This is a genomic window from Plantactinospora sp. BB1 (assembly GCF_003030385.1).
Taxonomy (GTDB): domain Bacteria; phylum Actinomycetota; class Actinomycetes; order Mycobacteriales; family Micromonosporaceae; genus Plantactinospora.
Window position 1 is genome coordinate 3,262,950 of record NZ_CP028159.1, and the last position, 17,171, is coordinate 3,280,120.

The 17,171-nt window shown below is 72.9% G+C and carries 14 protein-coding genes; 8 read left to right on the plus strand and 6 right to left on the minus strand.

Annotation, left to right across the window (positions count from 1 at the left end; genetic code table 11):
• Positions 1-90: 90 nt before the first annotated feature.
• On the minus strand, positions 91-2,166 hold the full coding sequence (locus C6W10_RS14250; RefSeq protein WP_107258498.1) for a beta-galactosidase: 2,076 nt from the start codon (positions 2,164-2,166) through the stop codon (positions 91-93).
• A gap of 182 nt (positions 2,167-2,348) precedes the next feature.
• Here C6W10_RS14250 and C6W10_RS14255 point away from each other — a divergent pair, with 182 nt between their 5' ends.
• From C6W10_RS14255 to C6W10_RS14275, 5 genes are all read left to right on the plus strand, one after another.
• Entirely contained in the window at positions 2,349-3,647 is a 1,299-nt protein-coding gene (locus C6W10_RS14255) for an ABC transporter substrate-binding protein (protein WP_107258499.1), read from the plus strand.
• A gap of 77 nt (positions 3,648-3,724) precedes the next feature.
• The gene (locus C6W10_RS14260; protein WP_107258500.1) at positions 3,725-4,657 is read left to right on the plus strand and encodes a carbohydrate ABC transporter permease; all 933 of its coding nucleotides are present in this window, start codon (positions 3,725-3,727) and stop codon (positions 4,655-4,657) included.
• Position 4,658: 1 nt separating this feature from the next.
• Positions 4,659-5,570 carry a carbohydrate ABC transporter permease gene (locus tag C6W10_RS14265; RefSeq protein WP_107258501.1) on the plus strand — a complete coding sequence of 304 codons (912 nt, stop codon included), beginning with the start codon at positions 4,659-4,661 and terminating at the stop codon, positions 5,568-5,570.
• A 60-nt stretch (positions 5,571-5,630) separates the two neighbouring features.
• On the plus strand, positions 5,631-6,665 hold the full coding sequence (locus C6W10_RS14270; RefSeq protein ID WP_199853369.1) for a LacI family DNA-binding transcriptional regulator: 1,035 nt from the start codon (positions 5,631-5,633) through the stop codon (positions 6,663-6,665).
• An 82-nt stretch (positions 6,666-6,747) separates the two neighbouring features.
• Positions 6,748-7,587: a DUF4081 domain-containing GNAT family N-acetyltransferase gene (locus C6W10_RS14275; protein WP_107258503.1), complete on the plus strand. Its 840-nt coding sequence runs from the start codon at positions 6,748-6,750 to the stop codon at positions 7,585-7,587.
• A 25-nt stretch (positions 7,588-7,612) separates the two neighbouring features.
• On the opposite strand, the gene C6W10_RS14280 is transcribed toward C6W10_RS14275, so the two are convergent.
• The 3 genes from C6W10_RS14280 to C6W10_RS14290 form a co-directional block, all read right to left on the minus strand.
• Positions 7,613-8,680: an NADH:flavin oxidoreductase/NADH oxidase gene (locus C6W10_RS14280; RefSeq protein WP_107258504.1), complete on the minus strand. Its 1,068-nt coding sequence runs from the start codon at positions 8,678-8,680 to the stop codon at positions 7,613-7,615.
• 100 nt (positions 8,681-8,780) lie between these two features.
• Complete coding sequence (locus C6W10_RS14285) at positions 8,781-10,094, minus strand: dicarboxylate/amino acid:cation symporter (protein ID WP_107258505.1); 1,314 nt, start codon at positions 10,092-10,094, stop codon at positions 8,781-8,783.
• A 224-nt stretch (positions 10,095-10,318) separates the two neighbouring features.
• Positions 10,319-11,068, minus strand: a complete 750-nt coding sequence (locus C6W10_RS14290; RefSeq protein ID WP_159104581.1) for a DUF998 domain-containing protein — start codon at positions 11,066-11,068, stop codon at positions 10,319-10,321.
• Between the two features lie 281 nt (positions 11,069-11,349).
• On the opposite strand from C6W10_RS14290, the gene C6W10_RS14295 reads away from it, so the two are divergent.
• The 3 genes from C6W10_RS14295 (at position 11,350) to C6W10_RS14305 (ending at position 14,955) form a co-directional block, all read left to right on the plus strand.
• Positions 11,350-12,168, plus strand: a complete 819-nt coding sequence (locus C6W10_RS14295; RefSeq protein ID WP_107258507.1) for an SAM-dependent methyltransferase — start codon at positions 11,350-11,352, stop codon at positions 12,166-12,168.
• Between the two features lie 2 nt (positions 12,169-12,170).
• Positions 12,171-14,336, plus strand: coding sequence for a bifunctional diguanylate cyclase/phosphodiesterase (locus C6W10_RS14300; RefSeq protein WP_234361751.1), 2,166 nt, complete (start codon positions 12,171-12,173; stop codon positions 14,334-14,336).
• Positions 14,337-14,451: 115 nt separating this feature from the next.
• A complete protein-coding gene (locus tag C6W10_RS14305) occupies positions 14,452-14,955 on the plus strand; it encodes a DUF456 domain-containing protein (protein ID WP_107258509.1) in 504 nt (167 codons plus the stop codon).
• A gap of 376 nt (positions 14,956-15,331) precedes the next feature.
• On the opposite strand, the gene C6W10_RS14310 is transcribed toward C6W10_RS14305, so the two are convergent.
• Both C6W10_RS14310 and C6W10_RS14315 read right to left on the minus strand, forming a co-directional pair.
• Positions 15,332-16,444 carry an XRE family transcriptional regulator gene (locus C6W10_RS14310; RefSeq protein ID WP_199853931.1) on the minus strand — a complete coding sequence of 371 codons (1,113 nt, stop codon included), beginning with the start codon at positions 16,442-16,444 and terminating at the stop codon, positions 15,332-15,334.
• A complete protein-coding gene (locus tag C6W10_RS14315; RefSeq protein WP_107258510.1) occupies positions 16,441-17,145 on the minus strand; it encodes a hypothetical protein in 705 nt (234 codons plus the stop codon). Before C6W10_RS14315 ends, C6W10_RS14310 begins: the two co-directional genes overlap by 4 nt.
• Between the last annotated feature and the right edge of the window lie 26 nt (positions 17,146-17,171).

A 17,171-nucleotide genomic window follows, 5' to 3' on the forward strand; every position in this document is an offset into this window, starting at 1 on the left:
ACCGGGGTGGCGGGGACGACGGGCGGGTGCGCCGCCGTCCCGTACCCCGGCGGGCGGCGGAGCCGGCTGGCGTTCGCGGCCGGCTCAGGGTCAGCCGGTGCGCAGCACCCGTACGCCGCCGGCCGGCACCCGGAGGACTCCATCGTGGACGCTGCCGTCGACCAGATCGGTGCCGGTGGCCGGCAGCTCCGCGTCCCGGTCGGCGTGGTTGATAGCGATCAGGAACCGGCTCCCGTCCGCACCCGCCCGCCGGACCAGTTCGACCCCGTCCGGCACCCCGTCCGGCGAGACCAGGCCGGCGTCCCGGTACGCCGCCCGGAGCACCGGGGCCAGCCCGGCCGCGTCCAGCCGGGTGGAGACGTACCAGGCGTGGCCGGCGCCGAGGGAGTGTCGGGTGACGGCGGGGCCACCGGCGGCCGGACCGTCCAGATAGCGCAGCACCGGCTCCGCCCCGTGCGGCAGCACCGCCTCGGCCCAGACGTCCCCGGTCAGCGGGGCGGCCCCGGTCTCCGAGGTGTCCCCGGTGGCCGGACCGAGGCGTAGCGTCTCGCCGGAGCGCAGCGGCAGGAACTCCTCGACGGTCAGGCCGAGCAGGTCCCGCAGCGCCCCCGGATAACCCCCCGGATGTACGGCGTCGTCGGCGTCCGCGATCCCGGAGAAGTACGAGACCAGCAGCGTGCCGCCTCCGGCGACGTACCGGCGGAGGTTCTCGGCGGCGGCCGGGGTGGTCAGGTACAGGCTCGGCACCACGACCAGCCGGTAGTCGTCCAGCGGCCGTTCCGGGTGGGCGAAGTCGACGGTGAGCCGGTCCCGCCAGAGTCGTTCGTAGTACGCCGCCATCCGCTCCCGGTAGTCCAGGTCGACCGAGGGGCGCCAGTCCAGCTCGACGGCCCACCAGGACTCCCAGTCCCAGAGCACCGCGACGTCGGCGACCACCCGGGTCCCGCGCAGCGGTTCCAGGGCGGGCAGCTCGGCGCCGAGCGCCACCACCTCGCGCCAGATCCGGGTCTCGGTGCCGCCGTGCGGCAGCATCGCGCTGTGGAACTTCTCCGCGCCGAACCGGGCGGCCCGCCACTGGAAGAAGAGCACCGACTCGGCGCCCCGGGCCAGGTGGGTCAGGCTGTTGCGGCGCAGTTCGCCGGGGCGCTTGGCGATGTTGCGCGGCTGCCAGTTCACCGCCGAAGTGGAGTGTTCCATCAGCAGCCAGGGCCGGCCCCCGGCGACCGCCCGGGTCAGGTCGGCGCACATCGCCAGCTCGATGTGGTTGTCCGGCTCCTCGGCCCGCAGGTAGTGGTCGTTGGAGACCACGTCCACCTCGTCGGCCCAGCGCCAGTAGTCGATGGTCTTGCAGTTGGCCAGCATGAAGTTGGTGGTCACCGGTACGCCGGGGCAGAGGCGGTGCAGGATGTCCCGCTCCCGGCGGAAGTTGCCCAGGTGCGCGTCGGAGGAGAAGCGCAGGAAGTCGAGCTGCTGGGCCGGGTTGACCGCGGTCGGCGCGGCGAGCGGCGGCTCGATCTCGGCCCAGTCGCCGTACCGCTGGCCCCAGAAGGTGGTGCCCCAGGCGTCGTTGAGGCGGGGCAGGTCGCCGTACCGGTCGCGCAGCCAGTCCCGGAACGCGGCCGCCGAGGTGGCGCAGTAGCAGAGCGCGTTGACCCCGCCGTACTCGTTGTGCGAGTGCCACAGCACCAGCGCCGGGTGTTCGGCGTAGCGCCGGGCCAGCGCCTCGGTGATCCGGGCGCTGGCCTCGGCGTACGCGGGTGAGCTGGGGCAGAAGGACTGCCGTGCTCCGCCGCCCAGCGCCACGCCGTGCCGGTCGACCAACCGGGCCTCCGGGTGGCGCCGGCGGAACCAGGCCGGGGGTACGGCGGTCGGGGTGGCCAGGTCGACGGATATCCCGCCGTCGTGCAGCCGGTCGAGGAGCCGGTCGAGCCAGCCGAAGTCGAAGCTCCCCTCGGCGGGCTCCAGCAGGGCCCAGGAGAAGATCCCGACGCTGACCAGGTTCACCCCGGCGGTACGCATCAACTCGACGTCCTCGGCCCAGACGTGCTCCGGCCACTGCTCGGGGTTGTAGTCCCCGCCGTACGCCAGCCGGTCGAGCCGGGGCAACGGCCCGGCCTGCCCCGGTGCGTCCGTCGCGGTTACCACCAGATGCGGGGTCTGACTCATGCGGGATCTCCGAACTGTGCGCGCTCCCAATGGTAGTGCGCATGATTGCACACGGATCTACAAGGAGAACAAGCACTAAAGAGTCCCTTGACATGATCGATCGTGGGTCCAAGACTGTGAGCGCTCCCAGTTGTTTCTGTCCGATCAACAGCAGATGACACAGCGAAAACTGTGAGGTTGAGATGACCCGTTCGCTCGGCGCGAAGGTCCTGGCGTTGGTGCTCGGCGCCAGTCTCCTCGCCGCCTGCACCTCGAACTCGGACGACGAGCCGGAGGCCACCGGGCCGGTCGAGCTCTCCTTCTGGTCCTGGGCCCCCAAGATCGAGACGCTCGTCGACCGGTGGAACGCCGACAACCCGGACATCAAGGTGACGCTGAGCCGGCAGGCCGGGGGCGCGGACATCATCACCAAGCTGCTCACCGCGGCCAAGGCGGGCAACCCGCCGGACCTGGCCCAGGTGGAATACCAGGCCCTGCCGACGCTGGTCAGCAACGACGTCCTCGCCGACATCGCCGAGCAGGCCAAGCCGCTGAAGGAGAAGTTCGCCGAGGGCACCTGGCAGCAGGTCACCCTCGGCACCGACGCCGTCTACGCGATCCCGCAGGACGCCGCGCCGATGATGCTCTACTACCGGACCGACCTGTTCCGGCAGTTCGGCCTGACCGTGCCGAAGACCTGGGAGGAGTTCGCCCAGACCGCGCGTACGCTGCGGAGCAAGAGCACGAAGCACCACCTGACCACCTTCTCCGCCACCGACCCCGGATGGTTCGCCGGCCTCGCCCAGCAGGCCGGAGCCTCCTGGTGGGGAATCGACGGCGAGTCCTGGCGGGTGAGCGTCAACGACGCGGCGACGAAGAAGGTCGCCGACTACTGGAGCGGCCTGGTCGCCGAGGGCGTCGTCGACGGCAAGCCGATGTACACCCCGGAGTGGAACAAGTCGCTCAACGACGGCAGCCTGCTGGCCTGGCCGGGAGCCGTCTGGGGGCCCGGAGTGCTGAGCGGCAACGCGCCGGAGACCAAGGGGAAGTGGGCGATGGCCCCGCTGCCACAGTGGAGCGCCGGCGAGAACAGGACCGGCAACTGGGGCGGCTCCTCCACCGGGGTGACCGCCGCGTCGAAGCACAAGGCGGCGGCGGTCAAGTTCGCGAGTTGGCTGAACACCGACCCGGCCGCCACCACCATGCTGGTCCGGGAGTGCGCGGTCTACCCGGCGGCCCGGGACGCCCAGGCCGGCCCGGCGCTGGCCCAGCCGCCGGACTTCTTCGCCGGGCAGGCCGACTTCTACCCGGTGGCCAAGCAGATCGCCGATACCGCCGCCGGGGTCACCTGGGGACCGAACGTGAACGTCACCTACCAGGCCTACCAGGACGAGTTCGCCAAGGCGATCACGGCACGGGCGCCGTTCAGCACCGCCGTCGAGGCGATGCAGGCGGCGACGGTGGCCGACATGCGCAAGAACGGCTTCACCGTCGCCGGCTGAGCCGCCCTGCGCACCGGGCCGCGCGTCGCGGCCGGTGCGGTGCAATGACGACAACCGGCCGACCGAACGGAGCGTCGATGTCCACGGCCACCACCCGGGTCGGCCGCCGGGGAAGGCGTACGGCAGCCCCGTACGCCTTCCTCGCCCCGGCGGTGATCCTCTTCCTCCTCTTCGTCATCCTGCCGATCGGCTACGCGGGATACCTGAGCCTGCGCAAGGTGCAGGTGAGCGGGCTCGGGCTCGGCCGGGCCGCCCGGCGGGAGATCTTCGCCGGCCTGGAGAACTACCGCGACGCGATCGGTGACCCGGAACTCTGGTCCGGCGGGTTGCGGGTGCTCGGCTACGGGGCACTGCTGGTGCCGACCATGCTGGGTCTGGCCCTGCTCCTCGCCCTGCTGCTGGACCGGCCCCGGGTCCGCTACGGCAGGTTCGCCCGGACCGCCATCTTCCTCCCGTACGCGGTGCCGGCGATCATCGCCAGCCTGCTCTGGGGGTTCCTCTACCTGCCGGCGACCAGCCCGGTCAACGACCTGCTGGCCTGGGTCGGACTGCCCGAACCGGACCTGCTCGGCCGGGACTCCGTCTTCTTCGCGGTGGTCAACATCGCGCTCTGGGGCGGCGTCGGCTTCAACATGATCGTGCTGTACACCGCGCTCCGGGCGATCCCCGCCGAGCTGTACGAGTCGGCCCGGCTCGACGGCTGTTCCGAGGTGCAGATCGCGCTGCGGATCAAGATCCCGCTGCTGGTACCGGCGCTCGTGATGACCACGGTGTTCAGCATGATCGCCACCCTTCAGGTCTTCATCGAACCGATGGCGCTCCGACCGCTGACCAACTCGATCTCGTCGGCCTGGACGCCGCTGATGAAGGTCTACCGGGACGCCTTCGCCACCGACGACCCGTACGCCGCCGCGGCCACCTCGGTGCTGATCGCGGCCGTCACCCTGGTGCTCTCCTTCGGCTTCCTGCGGCTGGTGCAGAACCGGGCATTCGGACAGGAGGAGCGCTGAGATGGCGACCAGAACCGCCGAGATCCGCACCCCGGACCGGGCGCCGGGCACCGCGAGCGGAGCGGCCGGCGGGCCGGACCGGTCCCGCTGGTCACAGGTGGTGCCCACCGCCGTACTGCTGATCGGGGCGGTGTACTGCCTGCTGCCGGTGGTCTGGGTGCTGGTGGCGTCGACGAAGAGCGGGTCGACGCTCTTCACCAGCTTCACCTTCGCCCCGAGCACCTCGATGCTGGAGAACCTGACCGACCTGTCGACGTACGCGGACGGGATCTTCTGGCGGTGGATGCTCAACACCGCGTTCTACGCCGGGGTCGGCGGGGTGCTCTCCGCGCTGGTCTCCGGGCTGACCGGCTACACCCTGGCCAAATACCGGTTCGCCGGCCGGTCGGCGGTGTTCAACGTCCTGCTCGCCGGGGTGCTGGTGCCGGGGATCATCCTGGCCGTCCCGCAGTACCTGCTGCTGGCGAAGGTCGGGCTCACCGACACGTACTGGTCGGTGCTGCTGCCCAGCATCGTCAGCCCGTACGGCATCTACCTGGCCCGGATCTACGCCGCCTCGGCGGTGCCGGACTCGGTGATCGAGGCGGCCCGGGTGGACGGCGCGAGCGAGTTGGGGATCTTCCGCCGGGTGGCGATGCCGATGATGGTCCCCGGACTGATCACCGTGTTCCTGTTCCAGTTCGTGGCCATCTGGAACAACTTCCTGCTGCCGTTCATCATGCTCGCCGACGACGACCGGTTCCCGGTCACGCTCGGGCTCTACACGCTGCTCAACCGGGGCTCGACCGAACCCGCGCTCTACCGGCTGGTGATCATCGGCTCACTCCTGTCGATCATTCCGCTGGTGGCCCTCTTCCTCTCCCTCCAGCGGTACTGGCGGGTGGACCTGATCTCCGGCTCGGTCAAGGCGTAGGCGAGGTGTGTCACAAGCTCCGATGCCGCCGCTGGCAGCCGACCCGGGGACAATGACAGCGTGACCGCGCCCGACCGCAGCCGTAGCCGTACCCGCCGGACGAGACCCCGCCCGACCATGGACGACGTGGCGGCGGTGGCCGGCGTCTCCCGGGGCACCGTCTCCCGGGTGCTCAACGGCGGGCACAACGTCAGCGGCCCGGCGCTGGAGGCCGTCCGGCGGGCGATCCGCAAGACCGGGTACGTGCTCAACCAGCACGCCCGGAGCCTGGTCACCCAGCGCTCGGACTCGGTGGCGTTCATCCTCTCCGAGCCACAGGACCGGCTCTTCGAGGACCCGAACTTCAACATCCTGCTCCGGGGCTGCACCCAGGAGCTGGCCGAGCACGACATCACGCTGCTGCTGACCATCGCCGGTACCCAGGAGGACCGCAAGCGGGTCGGCCGGTACGTCACCGCCGGGCACGTGGACGGCGCACTGGTGATCTCCTCCCACGCCGGCAGCCCGCTCCTGGACGAGCTGGACGAGCGGGGCCTGCCCTTCGTCGCCGTCGGCCGCCCGCTCGGCCGGGACCGCGACGTCAGCTACGTCGCCGCCGACGACCGGGGCGGCGCCCGGCAGATGGTCAGTTACCTGCGCTCCCGGGGGCACCGCAGGATCGGCACCATCACCGGCCCGCTGGACACCTCCGGCGGGGTGGACCGGCTCGCCGGCTACCACGACGTGCTCGGCGAGGCCGATCCCCGGCTGGTGGTGACCGGCGACTACACCTTCGACAGCGGCGAGGCGGCGATGGAGCGGCTGCTGCGCCAGGTGCCCGAGCTGGACGCCGTCTTCGTCAGCTCCGACCTGATGGCCACCGGCGCGATGGCCGCGCTGCGCAAGGCCGGCAAGCGGATCCCCGACGACGTCGCGGTCGGCGGCTTCGACGACTCGAAGGTGGCCAGCACCTCCGTACCGCGACTGACCACCATCCGGCAGCCGTGGGAGCGGATCAGCGCCGAGATGGTCCGGCTGCTCCTCGGACACCTGGCCGGCGACTCGCACGCGGCGGTCATCCTCCCCACCGAGCTGGTCGTCCGGGAGTCCGCGTAACGGTCGGGATGTCCGGACCCGCCCGGAGCCGGCGCGGTGATCCGGCCCGTCCCCCGGCCGATGATCTGGCACGCTGGTAGGCGTGCTGATGGTGCCGGTACGCCAGCTCGGAGAGGCCGAACGCGGCGCGGTGGAGCGGATCCTCGACCTCGACCCGTACGCCGCCGCGCAGGTGGCCGAGCGGATCGCCGCGAACGGCCTGTCCTGGTGGCGGGCGGACGGGCGGGTGCTCGGCTACGGCACCCGGGACAACCTCGAATCGCTCTGCTGGCTGGGCGGCCAGGTCACCCCGGTCTGCGCCGGCCGGCCGGCGATCGCCGCCTTCGCCGAGGCGCTCGGCGCCGAGGAACGCACCTGCTCGTCGATCGTCGGCCGGGCGGACGGGGTGCTCGGGCTCTGGGAGCGGCTCTCCGGCCGGTGGGGACCGGCCCGGGACGTACGCCCGAACCAGCCGCTGCTGGCGACCGGGGCGGCGCCGCCGGTGGCGCCCGACCCGGACGTGCATCCGGTACGCGCGGGCGAGATCGACGCGCTCTTCCCGGCGGCGGTGGCGATGTACACCGAGGAGGTGGGGGTGTCGCCGCTGGCCGAGGATGGCGGCCGGGCGTACCGGCAGCGGGTGGCCGAACTGGTCCGGGCCCGCCGGGCGTACGCCCGGATCGTCGACGGCCAGGTGATCTTCAAGGCCGAGCTCGCGGTCGTCACCCGGCGCACCGCGCAGATCCAGGGGGTCTGGGTCGACCCGGCCTGGCGGGGGCGGGGGATCGGCGTCGCCGCCATGGCGGCGGTGGTCCGGGACGCGCTGGCCCGGGTGGCGCCCACGGTGAGCCTCTACGTCAACGACTACAACGCCCCGGCCCGCCGGGTCTACGAGCGGTGCGGGTTCCGTTCGGTCGGCACCTTCGCCACCGTGCTCTTCTGAGCGGCGGCGAAGGCCGGCCGCCGGCTCACCAGGCCCGCAGGTACTGCTCCGGGGTGTGCACGGCGGCGCCGAGCCGGTCCGCCGCCCGGCGCGGCCAGTACGGGTCGCGCAGCAGCTCCCGGCCGAGCAGCACCAGATCGGCGTCGCCGGTCGCGACGATCGCCTCGGCGTGCTCCGGCTCGCTGATCAGCCCGACCGCGCCGGTCCGCACCCCGGCCTCCCGGCGCAGCTGGGCGGCGAGCGGCACCTGATAGCCGGGGCCGAGCGGGATCTCGGCGTCGGGCACGTTGCCGCCGGAGGAGCAGTCCACCAGGTCGGCGCCGGCCTCGGCGAGCAGCTTGGCCAGCAGCACGCTGTCGGCCGGGGTCCAGCCGCCCGGCACCCAGTCGGTGGCCGAGATCCGGACCAGCACCGGTACGTCGTCGCCGACCGCCGCCCGGACCGTACGGGTCACCTCCAGGGCGAACCGGCTGCGCCCGGCCAGGTCACCGCCGTACGGGTCGGCGCGGGTGTTGACCAGCGGGGAGAGGAACTCGTGCAGCAGGTAGCCGTGCGCGGCGTGGATCTCGACCGCCCGGAAACCGGCGTCCAGGGCCCGCGTGGCGGCCCGCCCGAACGCCTCGACCACCCGGTCGATGCCGGCGAGGTCCAGGGCGGCCGGTGTCCGGTACGCCGGCACGAACGGCTCGGTGCCCGGACCGACCGGGGTCCAGCCGCCCTCCCCGTCCGGCACCCCGCCCTTCCGCTCCGACCAGGGCCAGTAGGTCGACGCCTTGCGGCCGGCGTGCGCGAGCTGCACCGCCGGCACCGCACCGGCCCCGGCGACGAACGCGGTGATCGGCCGCCAGGCGTCGACATGGGCGTCCGACCAGAGCCCGGTGTCCCGGGGGCTGATCCGGCCCTCGGGTACGACCGCGGTCGCCTCGCTGATCACCAGCCCGACCCCGCCGACCGCCCGGGAGCCGAGGTGGATCCGGTGCCAGTCGGTGGGCAGCCCGTCCGGACCCGCCGAGTACTGGCACATCGGGGACATCACGATCCGGTTCGGCAGCGTCACGTCGCGCAGCGTCAACGGGCTGAACAGCTCACTCATCCTCGCCTCTTCCCTCGCTGCCCCGGCCGGGGCGCCGGAAACGGATCGTGGCCTCCCACCGCTCTACCGGAGCTGGCGGGAGACCACGGTCACGGTAACGTCAGGCCGGTTGCGGGGCCGGCTCGCGGTCCCGGGCCGGCTGTTCGGCCGGAGGCTCCTCGTCGATGATCTCGCGCCGGCCGGCCGAGTCGTACGCGGCCCGGTCGAGTACGCCCTCCCGGGCGGCGACCACGGTAGGCACCAGCGCCTGCCCGGCGACGTTGGTGGCGGTGCGGATCATGTCCAGGATCGGGTCGATGGCGAGCAGCAGACCCGCCCCGGCCAGCGGCAGCCCCAGCGTGCTCAGGGTCAGCGTCAGCATCACCAGCGCACCGGTCAGCCCGGCGGTGGCGGCCGAACCGACCACCGAGACGAAGGCGATCAGCAGGTAGTCCAGCGGGCTCAGGCTGACCCCGAAGACCTGGGCGACGAAGATCGCGGCGAGCGCCGGGTAGATCGCCGCGCAACCGTCCATCTTCGTGGTCGCGCCGAACGGCACCGCGAACGAGGCGTACTCGCGGGGCACGCCGATCTGCTCCACCGAGCGCTGGGTCACCGGCATGGTGCCGACCGACGAGCGGGAGACGAAGGCCAGCTCGATCGCCGGCCAGGTGCCGGCGTAGAAACGCAGCGGGTTCAGCTTGCCGCCGACGATCAGCACCAGCGGGTAGACCACCAGCAGCACGATCGCGCAGCCGACGTAGACCGCGGTGGTGAACTTGGCCAGCGGCGCCAGCAGGTCCCACCCGTACGCCTCGACGGCGTGGCCGATCAGGCCCAGCGTGCCGATCGGGGCGAGCCGGATCAGCCACCAGAGCGCCTTCTGGGTGATCGCCAGCAGTGCCCGGTTGAAGTTGACGAACGGCTCGGCGGCGGCGCCGACCAGCAGCGACGCGATCCCGGCGACCACGGCCAGGAAGACGATCTGGAGCACGTTGTTCTCGACGAAGGCGCCGACCGGGTTCTCCGGGATGATGCCGGTGAGGAAGTCGGTCCACGAGCCGGTCCGCTCGGGCGCCTTGGCCCCGGCGATGTCCAGGGTGACGCCCCGGCCGGGGTCGACCAGCAGACCGAGCCCGATGCCGACGCCGACCGCGATCAGCGCGGTGATGCCGAACCAGAGCAGGGTCTTCAGCGCCAGCCGGGCGGCGTTCGCCACTCCGCGCAGGCTGACCACGCTGACCACCAGGGCGGTGAAGACCAGCGGGGGTACGGCGAGCCGCAGCAGTTGGACGAAGATGCTGCCGATCTGGTCGAGGGTGGTGCCGAGCCAGGAGAGGTCGGCGGCCCGGGCGAGGTAGCCCAGCGCGACGCCGAGGACCAGGCCGGCGAGGATCTGTGCCGAGAAGGGGATCTTGCGAAGAGCCGAAATCATAGGGAAGTCCCAGGGTCTGGATCCGGCGGGCGGTTGGTGACCGGGGGGTACGCCGGATTGGCGGTCTGTGGTCGGCGGAGAACGCGTCAGCCGCGACAACAGCCGCTGGCCTGTAGTCGAAGGTCGACATACAGGCGCACGGTCAGGAACCAGACATTGGTCATCGTCAAGAGACGATACGACGCCCGGGCCGGTAATGAAAGGACGGACCGTCGTGAGGCGCCTTACAGGCGGCCCGTGCCTCCCCGGCCCGCCGGCCCGGCACGCCGGCCTCGGGCCGGCGCACCCGCAGGTTCGCCCGCTGGCACCGCCCCGGCGGCGGCCCGGGGCAGCCCGAGGGTGAGCGCGGTGGCGATCACCCAGGCGGCCAGGTCGAGCAGGAGGAGCCGCTCGACCGCGCCCATCAGGACGCTCCGGCCGACCAGCAGCAGGGCGAGCCCGGCAACCGCCGACAGCGGCAGCGCGACCGCGGCGGCGGCCGCCGAGATCCCGCGCAGCGTCCGGGGCGCGCCGGTCGTCCCGGCCACCGCCAGCATCGCGAAGACGGTGCCGGCCACCGCCGCGATGCTGGCCCCGCCGTGCACCAGGTCGGCCAGGGTCACCCGGTCGAAGGGCGGCAGCGGGCAGGCGGCGCGACAGCTCACCCCGGCCGAGAGCACCGTGGCGGCCGCGCTCGCCACCAGCAGCCCGGTCGCCAGCCGCGACACGGTGGGCAGGGCCGCGCCGAGCAGTATCTGCCCGGCGGCGGCGGCCAGCAGGCCGATCCGGTACGCCCAGACGGTGGCACCGCCCGAGGCGCCGGTCTCGCTGACGTACGCGGCGAGTTCCGGGGCCGGGCCGACGAGCACGGCGAGAGCCACCGCGACCGTACCGAGCAGCGTGCAGGCCGCCGAGGCGAACGCGACGGCGGGCCGCCGGGCCGCGGTGACAGCGGCGCCCACCAGCTCCGGGCGGGTCACCTCGGGGCGCGTCACCTCCGGACGGGCCGGGGCCGGGCCGGAGCGCCGATCCGGTCGCCGCACCGGCCGGCCGGTCGGACGACCGGACCATCGATGCCGATCTCCCGGACGACCGCCGCCTGCGCCATGCGGCCAAACCTATCCCGCCACCGTACGGCCGGTAGAAGATCCGCTGGGCAGGCCCTAAAGTGTGGGTCGATCACCACGACCCCGCCGGGTTCGTCGGCGCTTCCTGCCGGGTGCAGGTCGTGGCCGACCAGCCCCTGCACGGGCCGGAGTGACGAGCTGAGGCGGACATGCGACTTCCGGACGGGCTACCCGCGGACATCGATCTGACCAGGCCCAGCGCCGCCCGGGTCTACGACTACTTCCTCGGCGGCGCGCACAACTTCGAGATCGACCGGCAGCTCGCCGAGCAGATCGCCGGGATGACACCGAACCTGGCCGAGACGATGCGGGCCGGTCGGGCGTTCCTGCGCCGGGGCGTACGGATGCTGGTCGGCGAGGGCATCGACCAGTTCCTCGACATCGGTTCGGGCATCCCCACCGTCGGCAACGTGCACGAGGTCGCCCAGGCGCTCAACCCGACCGCCCGGATCGCGTACGTCGACATCGACCCGGTGGCGGTGGCGCACAGCCGGTCGATCCTGGCCGGCAACGAGTACACCGGGGTGATCCACGCCGACCTGCGGGAGCCGGAGCGGATCCTCGCCGAGGCCGAGAAGCTCGGGGTGATCGACTTCAGCCGCCCGGTCGCCGTACTCCTGGCCGGGGTGGTGCACTTCGTCCCGGACTCGGACCATCCGCAGGAGATCCTGGCGACCCTGCGCGCCGCCACGGTCCCCGGCAGCTACCTGCTGCTCTCCCACTCGACCCACGAGGACCAGCCCAGGGAGATGCTCGACGCGCAGCGGCTCTCCGCCCGGACGTCGACCGAGATCACCCTCCGCTCCCGGGCCGAGATCACCGCCTTCTTCGGCGACTTCACCATCGTCGAACCGGGCGTCGTGCACATGCCGCTCTGGCGACCCGACGAACCGACCGACCCGGGGGAGCATCCGGAGCGGCTCGGCGCGTTCGGCGGCGTGGGCCGGCACGACCGCGGCGCGGGCTAGTGGTGTCCGCCTCCGTCGCCGAGCCGGGGTACGACGGGTCCGGTGCGCGGCTGTACGCGCGACGCTGGGCCCGGGAGGTGGCCCACTGCGGCTTCGTGGCGACGAGCACCCCAGAGAACGAGCGGCTGCTGCTGGCGCAGAGCGTACGACTCGCCGAGGCGACCCTGGCCGAACCGTTCACCGCCCAGCCGGGGTACGACGTCGGCCGGACCCTGGTCGACGCCCACCTCACCGAGCCGGGCGTACTGGACTGGTCGGTACGCGCCCTCGGCGAGCAGTTCCGCTCCGTCGTCCTGCCCGGCCTGCCCGAGTCGACGGCCGCACCCCGGGTCGCCGCCCTCCAGGGTGCCCTGTCGGCCGGGTTCGCCGCCGCGCTGCGTCAGCGGACACTGCGCGAGCAGGAGCGGATCGGCCAGGCCGCCTGGGAGGCCCGGGACAGGGTCGAGCAGGCGCTGCGGGACAGCGAGGCGCGGTTCCGGGCGGTCTTCGTCGACGCCGCGATCGGGATCGGCATCGCCGACCTCGACGGGCAGATCATCGACGTCAACCGGGCCTTCGCCGAACTGCTCGGCTATTCCGTGGCCGAACTGCGCGAGATCAACGTGGCCGCGCTGTTCCACCCCGACGACGCGGCCGGGATGTGGGAGCTGTACCAGGAACTGATCGAGGGCAAGCAGGACGCCGTACGGGTCGAGAAGCGCTACTACCGCAAGGACGGCAGCGCGGTCTGGACCGATCTCGCGGTGTCGCTGATCCGGCACGACGACGGGCGGCCCCGGTTCACCGTGGCGATGGTGGAGGACATCACCGAACGGCACGAGCTCGCGCAGCGGCTGCGCTACCAGGCGTCGCACGACCCGCTGACCGGGCTGCCGAACCGTACCCTCTTCTTCGAGCGGCTCGGCGAGGTCTTCGCCACCGGCGGGCCGGACGACCGGGTCGGGATCTGCTTCCTCGACCTCGACGGCTTCAAGGCGGTCAACGACAGTCTCGGGCACGACCTCGGCGACAACCTGCTGGTCACCGTCGCCCGGCGGCTCGCCGACTGCGTGGCCGGGCAGGGGCACCTGGTCGCCCGGATGGGCGGCGACGAGTTCGTGATCCTGATCGACCACAACGCCGGCTGCCGGGCGGTCAAGGCGGTGGCCGACCTCGCGCTGGCGGCGGTCGCCGAGCCGGTGCAGATCGGCGAGCACCGGCTGTCGGTCTCGGCCAGCATCGGCGTGGTCTCCGGGCCGCTCGCCACCACCTCGGTCGGCGAGCTGATGAAGGCCGCGGACGTCACGCTCTACTGGGCCAAGGCCGAGGGCCGGAGCCGGTGGGTGAGCTACGACCCGGCGCGGCGGGCCCGGGAGCAGACCCGGTCGGCCCTGGTCGCCGGCATGTCGGCGGGGTTGGCCCGGGGCGAGTTCACTGTCGACTACCAGCCGATCGTGACCCTGGCCGACGAGACGATCTGCGCGGTGGAGGCGCTGGTCCGGTGGCGGCATCCGGAGCTGGGGCTGCTCGGCCCGGACGAGTTCATCGGCCTGGCCGAGGAGACCGGGCTGATCGTCGACCTCGGCCGCTGGGTGCTGACCCGGGCCTGCGAGGCGGCCAGCCGGTGGCACCGGGAGTTCACCGACGCCCGGCTGGTGGTCAGCGTCAACCTGGCCGCCCGGCAGGCCCGCGACCCGGAGATCGTCGGCACGGTCTCGGAGGTGCTGCGCCAGACGGAACTCCCGGCCGACCTGCTGCAACTCGAACTGACCGAGAGCGCCGTGATGGCCACGGCGGGGGAGCCGCTGCCGGCACTGCGCCGGCTGGCCGCCCTGGGGGTACGGCTGGCGATCGACGACTTCGGCACCGGCTACTCCAACCTGGCGTACCTGCGCCGGCTGCCGATCCACAACCTCAAGCTCGCCGGCCCGTTCGTCGAGGGGATCCGGTCCAGCGACCGGCAGGGCCTGGTGGACGGGCGGATCGTCGACGCGCTGGTGCGGCTGGCCCACGCGCTCGGGTTGACCGTCACCGCCGAGGCGGTGGAGACGCTCGGCCAGGCGGACCAGCTCCGGGCGCTGGGCTGCGACGCCGCCCAGGGCCGGTACTTCGCCGCGCCGGCCCCGGAGGACGAGATCACCCGGTGGTTGGCCGCCCGCGCACAGCGCCGCCGCGAGGGTGCCGTCTGACGCCGCGAAGGTGCCGTCTGTCGCCGCCAGGGTGCCGTCCGGTGACGGAGCGTGCCCGTCCGACCCGGGGTGGCGGATGCGGTGCGGGTCGAGCCGGTAGGGCACCCTGGAGGACGTGGACATGACCGACACCGAGTCCGTGGTGACCCTCCTGTGTGGCGTGACGATCGTGATCGGCGTCTGCGGGGTGATCGTGCCGATCATCCCCGGGCTGATCCTGTGCTGGCTGGGCGTGGTGGTCTGGTCGTTCTTCGGCGACGGCGAGGGGTTCGGCCGCTGGGTGGTGCTCGGCCTTGCCACCGTGATCGCCGTACTCGGCACCACGATCAAGTACCTCTGGCCGGGGCGGAACCTCAAGCGCAGCGGGGTACCGACGATGTCGCTGCTCGCCGGGGGCGTACTCGGGCTGGTCGGGTTCTTCGTGGTGCCGGTGGTCGGGCTGGTGCTCGGCTTCGTACTCGGGCTCTGGCTCGCCGAACTGGCCCGGCTCGGGGACGCGAAGCAGGCGTGGCCGTCCACCCGGCACGCGCTCTCGGCGGTCGGGCTCGCCCTGCTGGTCGAGTTGGCGGCGGCGCTCGGCATCACCGGCGTCTGGCTGGTCGGCCTCGTCCTCACCTGAGGACGGCCGGACGGGTCGGGATGGTCACGGCCGGTCGGCGCGGGTGCGGTGCGGCGGCGCGGGGCGGGCGCTGGCACGACCTGCGTCGTACCCGATGAGAGAGGTGACCGCGCCCCGCGCCGCCGCGGGAGGCCGGGTTGTCCGAGAACCCGGCGTCGGGCCCCGGGCGGGGCCCTCGGGTCCGGCGGTCGCCGGACCGGCGCGCCGAGATCGCGCGCGATGTCGTCCGGTCAGGCCAGGGACCCGGCACGCCGACAGCGGCGGCGTGCGGTGTGCGGTTCCTGCCATGTCACGCCTTGAATCATGCGACCGGAAGGGCAGCTCGGCAAGGCAATTACCGGCGTCGACGCGCCCGGTGCGGGCGGGTCCGAGCAGCTCAGGTGACGGCGATCTCCAGCTCGGGGACGTGCTCGGTGCCGGCGGCCAGCACCGCCGTGGTGAGCCCGGCCGGCAGTCCGGCCAGGGTCGCCAACCGGCCGACGGTGACCTGCTGCCGGCCGAGGAGTTCGACGGCCTTGCCGAGCAGTGACGGCTGCTCGCGGGGGCCGAGGTCGCCCGGCTCCGGAAAGCCCCACTGGGCGAGTAGCGCCATCCCGCGCCGGTAGGTGTGCTCCCGGTAGACGCCGAGGTCGTGGCCCCGGTAGACCAGCGCCTTCAGGCTGATCCCCCAGCGGCGCTTGAGTTCGTGCAGCCGGTCGAAGTCGAGCCGGGGCGGCAGTTCGTCGCGCAGTGCCGTGCTCGGGGCCAGGAACTCCGAGGCGAAGGCGGTGGCCTGGCGTTCCAGCAGCTGGCTGCCCGGCTCGGCGTCGTGGTGCATCAGCAGGTGGCCCAGCTCGTGCGCGGCGTCCATCCGGGACCGGGCCTTGTCGTCCTTGCCCGGGTTGAGGAAGACGAACGGACGCTGGCCGTACCAGTGCGAGAAGGCGTCGACCCGCTCGGAGACGTCCGGCAGGGCGAGCACGATCACCCCGGCCGACTCCAGCAGCCGCACCATGTGCGGCACCGGGGCGGCCCCCAGACCGAACGCGTCCCGGGCGGTGACGGCGGCGGCGCGTACGTCGTCCGGGCCGGTCGGCTCGGCCAGCTCCAGGTGCGGCAACCGGAGCCGGGGCAGCCGGAGCTGCCGCTCGACCACCTCCACCACCCGCCAGGCGAGTTCGCCGAACGCCTCCGCCTGGTCCCGTTCGGCCTGGCTGGTGGTGCGCAGGCTGCGGAAGTGCGCCTGTCCCGAGGTGACCGGCACGCCGAAGCCGGCGGCGAAGAACTCGACCGGCATGGAGAGCGCCAGGGCCAGCCGGGCCAGCGTCGCCGCCGACGGGCGGGCCTGGCCCAGCTCGTACTGGCTGACCGCCGCCGCGGTGACCCCGACCTGCCGGGCCAGCTCGTTCTTGCGCATCCGCCGCCACCGGCGGGCCAGGGCGAGGGCGTGCGGCGCGAACGCTGCGGCGGCTGCGGCGGCGGGTACCGGCGGTCGGAGCCGGCCCGTCACGCCGACCGCTCGGCCGGACGGCCGAACGCGGCGCCGAACCCGCTGCCCGGGTCGCCGGGCTGGAGGGCGAGCAGGTCGAGTTCGGGGATCGGCAGCTCGTCGGTGCGGGGCTGCGGCACCGTCCCCTCGACCACCGGCAGCGGCGCCCCGGTGGTGGCCGGCTCACCGAACCAGAGGCGTACCTCGAACCAGGGGGAGCCGCTGTCCCGGTTGTCCCGGGGCAGCCCGATGTAGGCGACCGCCTCGCCGGTGACGATGTCGCCGGTGTGCGCGATCCGGATGTGCCGTTTCGGCGGCACCACCTCGGCGAAGACCTCGGGGAACTGCCCCTCGTCGTCGAAGGCGAGCTGCCCGTCGCGGCTGTTCTCCACCGCGCCGCCGAGCCGGGCCTCGCTGCCCTCCCAGCGGATCGACTCGATCCCGCCCTGCAACGAGTAGAGCCGGACGACGTAGCCGGCGCAGAGGATCTCCAGCGAGTTGTCCTCCAGCCGGACCCGGATGCCGTCCAGCCCCTCGAACTCGGCCTTGCCGAGGTTGGTCAGGTTGCGCCACACGGTGGTGCCGAAGCTCATCGCGTCGTCGCCGAGTTCCGGCTCGTGCCGGTCGGCCGCGCGCCGGTAGACCTGCTGGATCAGTCGTCCCAGCCGGTCCAGCACGCCCCGCTCGTCCAGCACCGCCACCGCGTCACCCAGCAAGCTCATGCGGGAAAACCTAGCCGAAACCCCGG

Coding starts and splice junctions, on each gene's coding strand:
- C6W10_RS14250 (WP_107258498.1), bottom strand. CDS start 2,166: ATGAGTCAGACCCCGCATCTGGTGGTAACCGCGACGGACGCACCGGGG.
- C6W10_RS14255 (WP_107258499.1), top strand. CDS start 2,349: ATGACCCGTTCGCTCGGCGCGAAGGTCCTGGCGTTGGTGCTCGGCGCC.
- C6W10_RS14260 (WP_107258500.1), top strand. CDS start 3,725: ATGTCCACGGCCACCACCCGGGTCGGCCGCCGGGGAAGGCGTACGGCA.
- C6W10_RS14265 (WP_107258501.1), top strand. CDS start 4,659: ATGGCGACCAGAACCGCCGAGATCCGCACCCCGGACCGGGCGCCGGGC.
- C6W10_RS14280 (WP_107258504.1), bottom strand. CDS start 8,680: ATGAGTGAGCTGTTCAGCCCGTTGACGCTGCGCGACGTGACGCTGCCG.
- C6W10_RS14285 (WP_107258505.1), bottom strand. CDS start 10,094: ATGATTTCGGCTCTTCGCAAGATCCCCTTCTCGGCACAGATCCTCGCC.
- C6W10_RS14295 (WP_107258507.1), top strand. CDS start 11,350: ATGCGACTTCCGGACGGGCTACCCGCGGACATCGATCTGACCAGGCCC.
- C6W10_RS14315 (WP_107258510.1), bottom strand. CDS start 17,145: ATGAGCTTGCTGGGTGACGCGGTGGCGGTGCTGGACGAGCGGGGCGTG.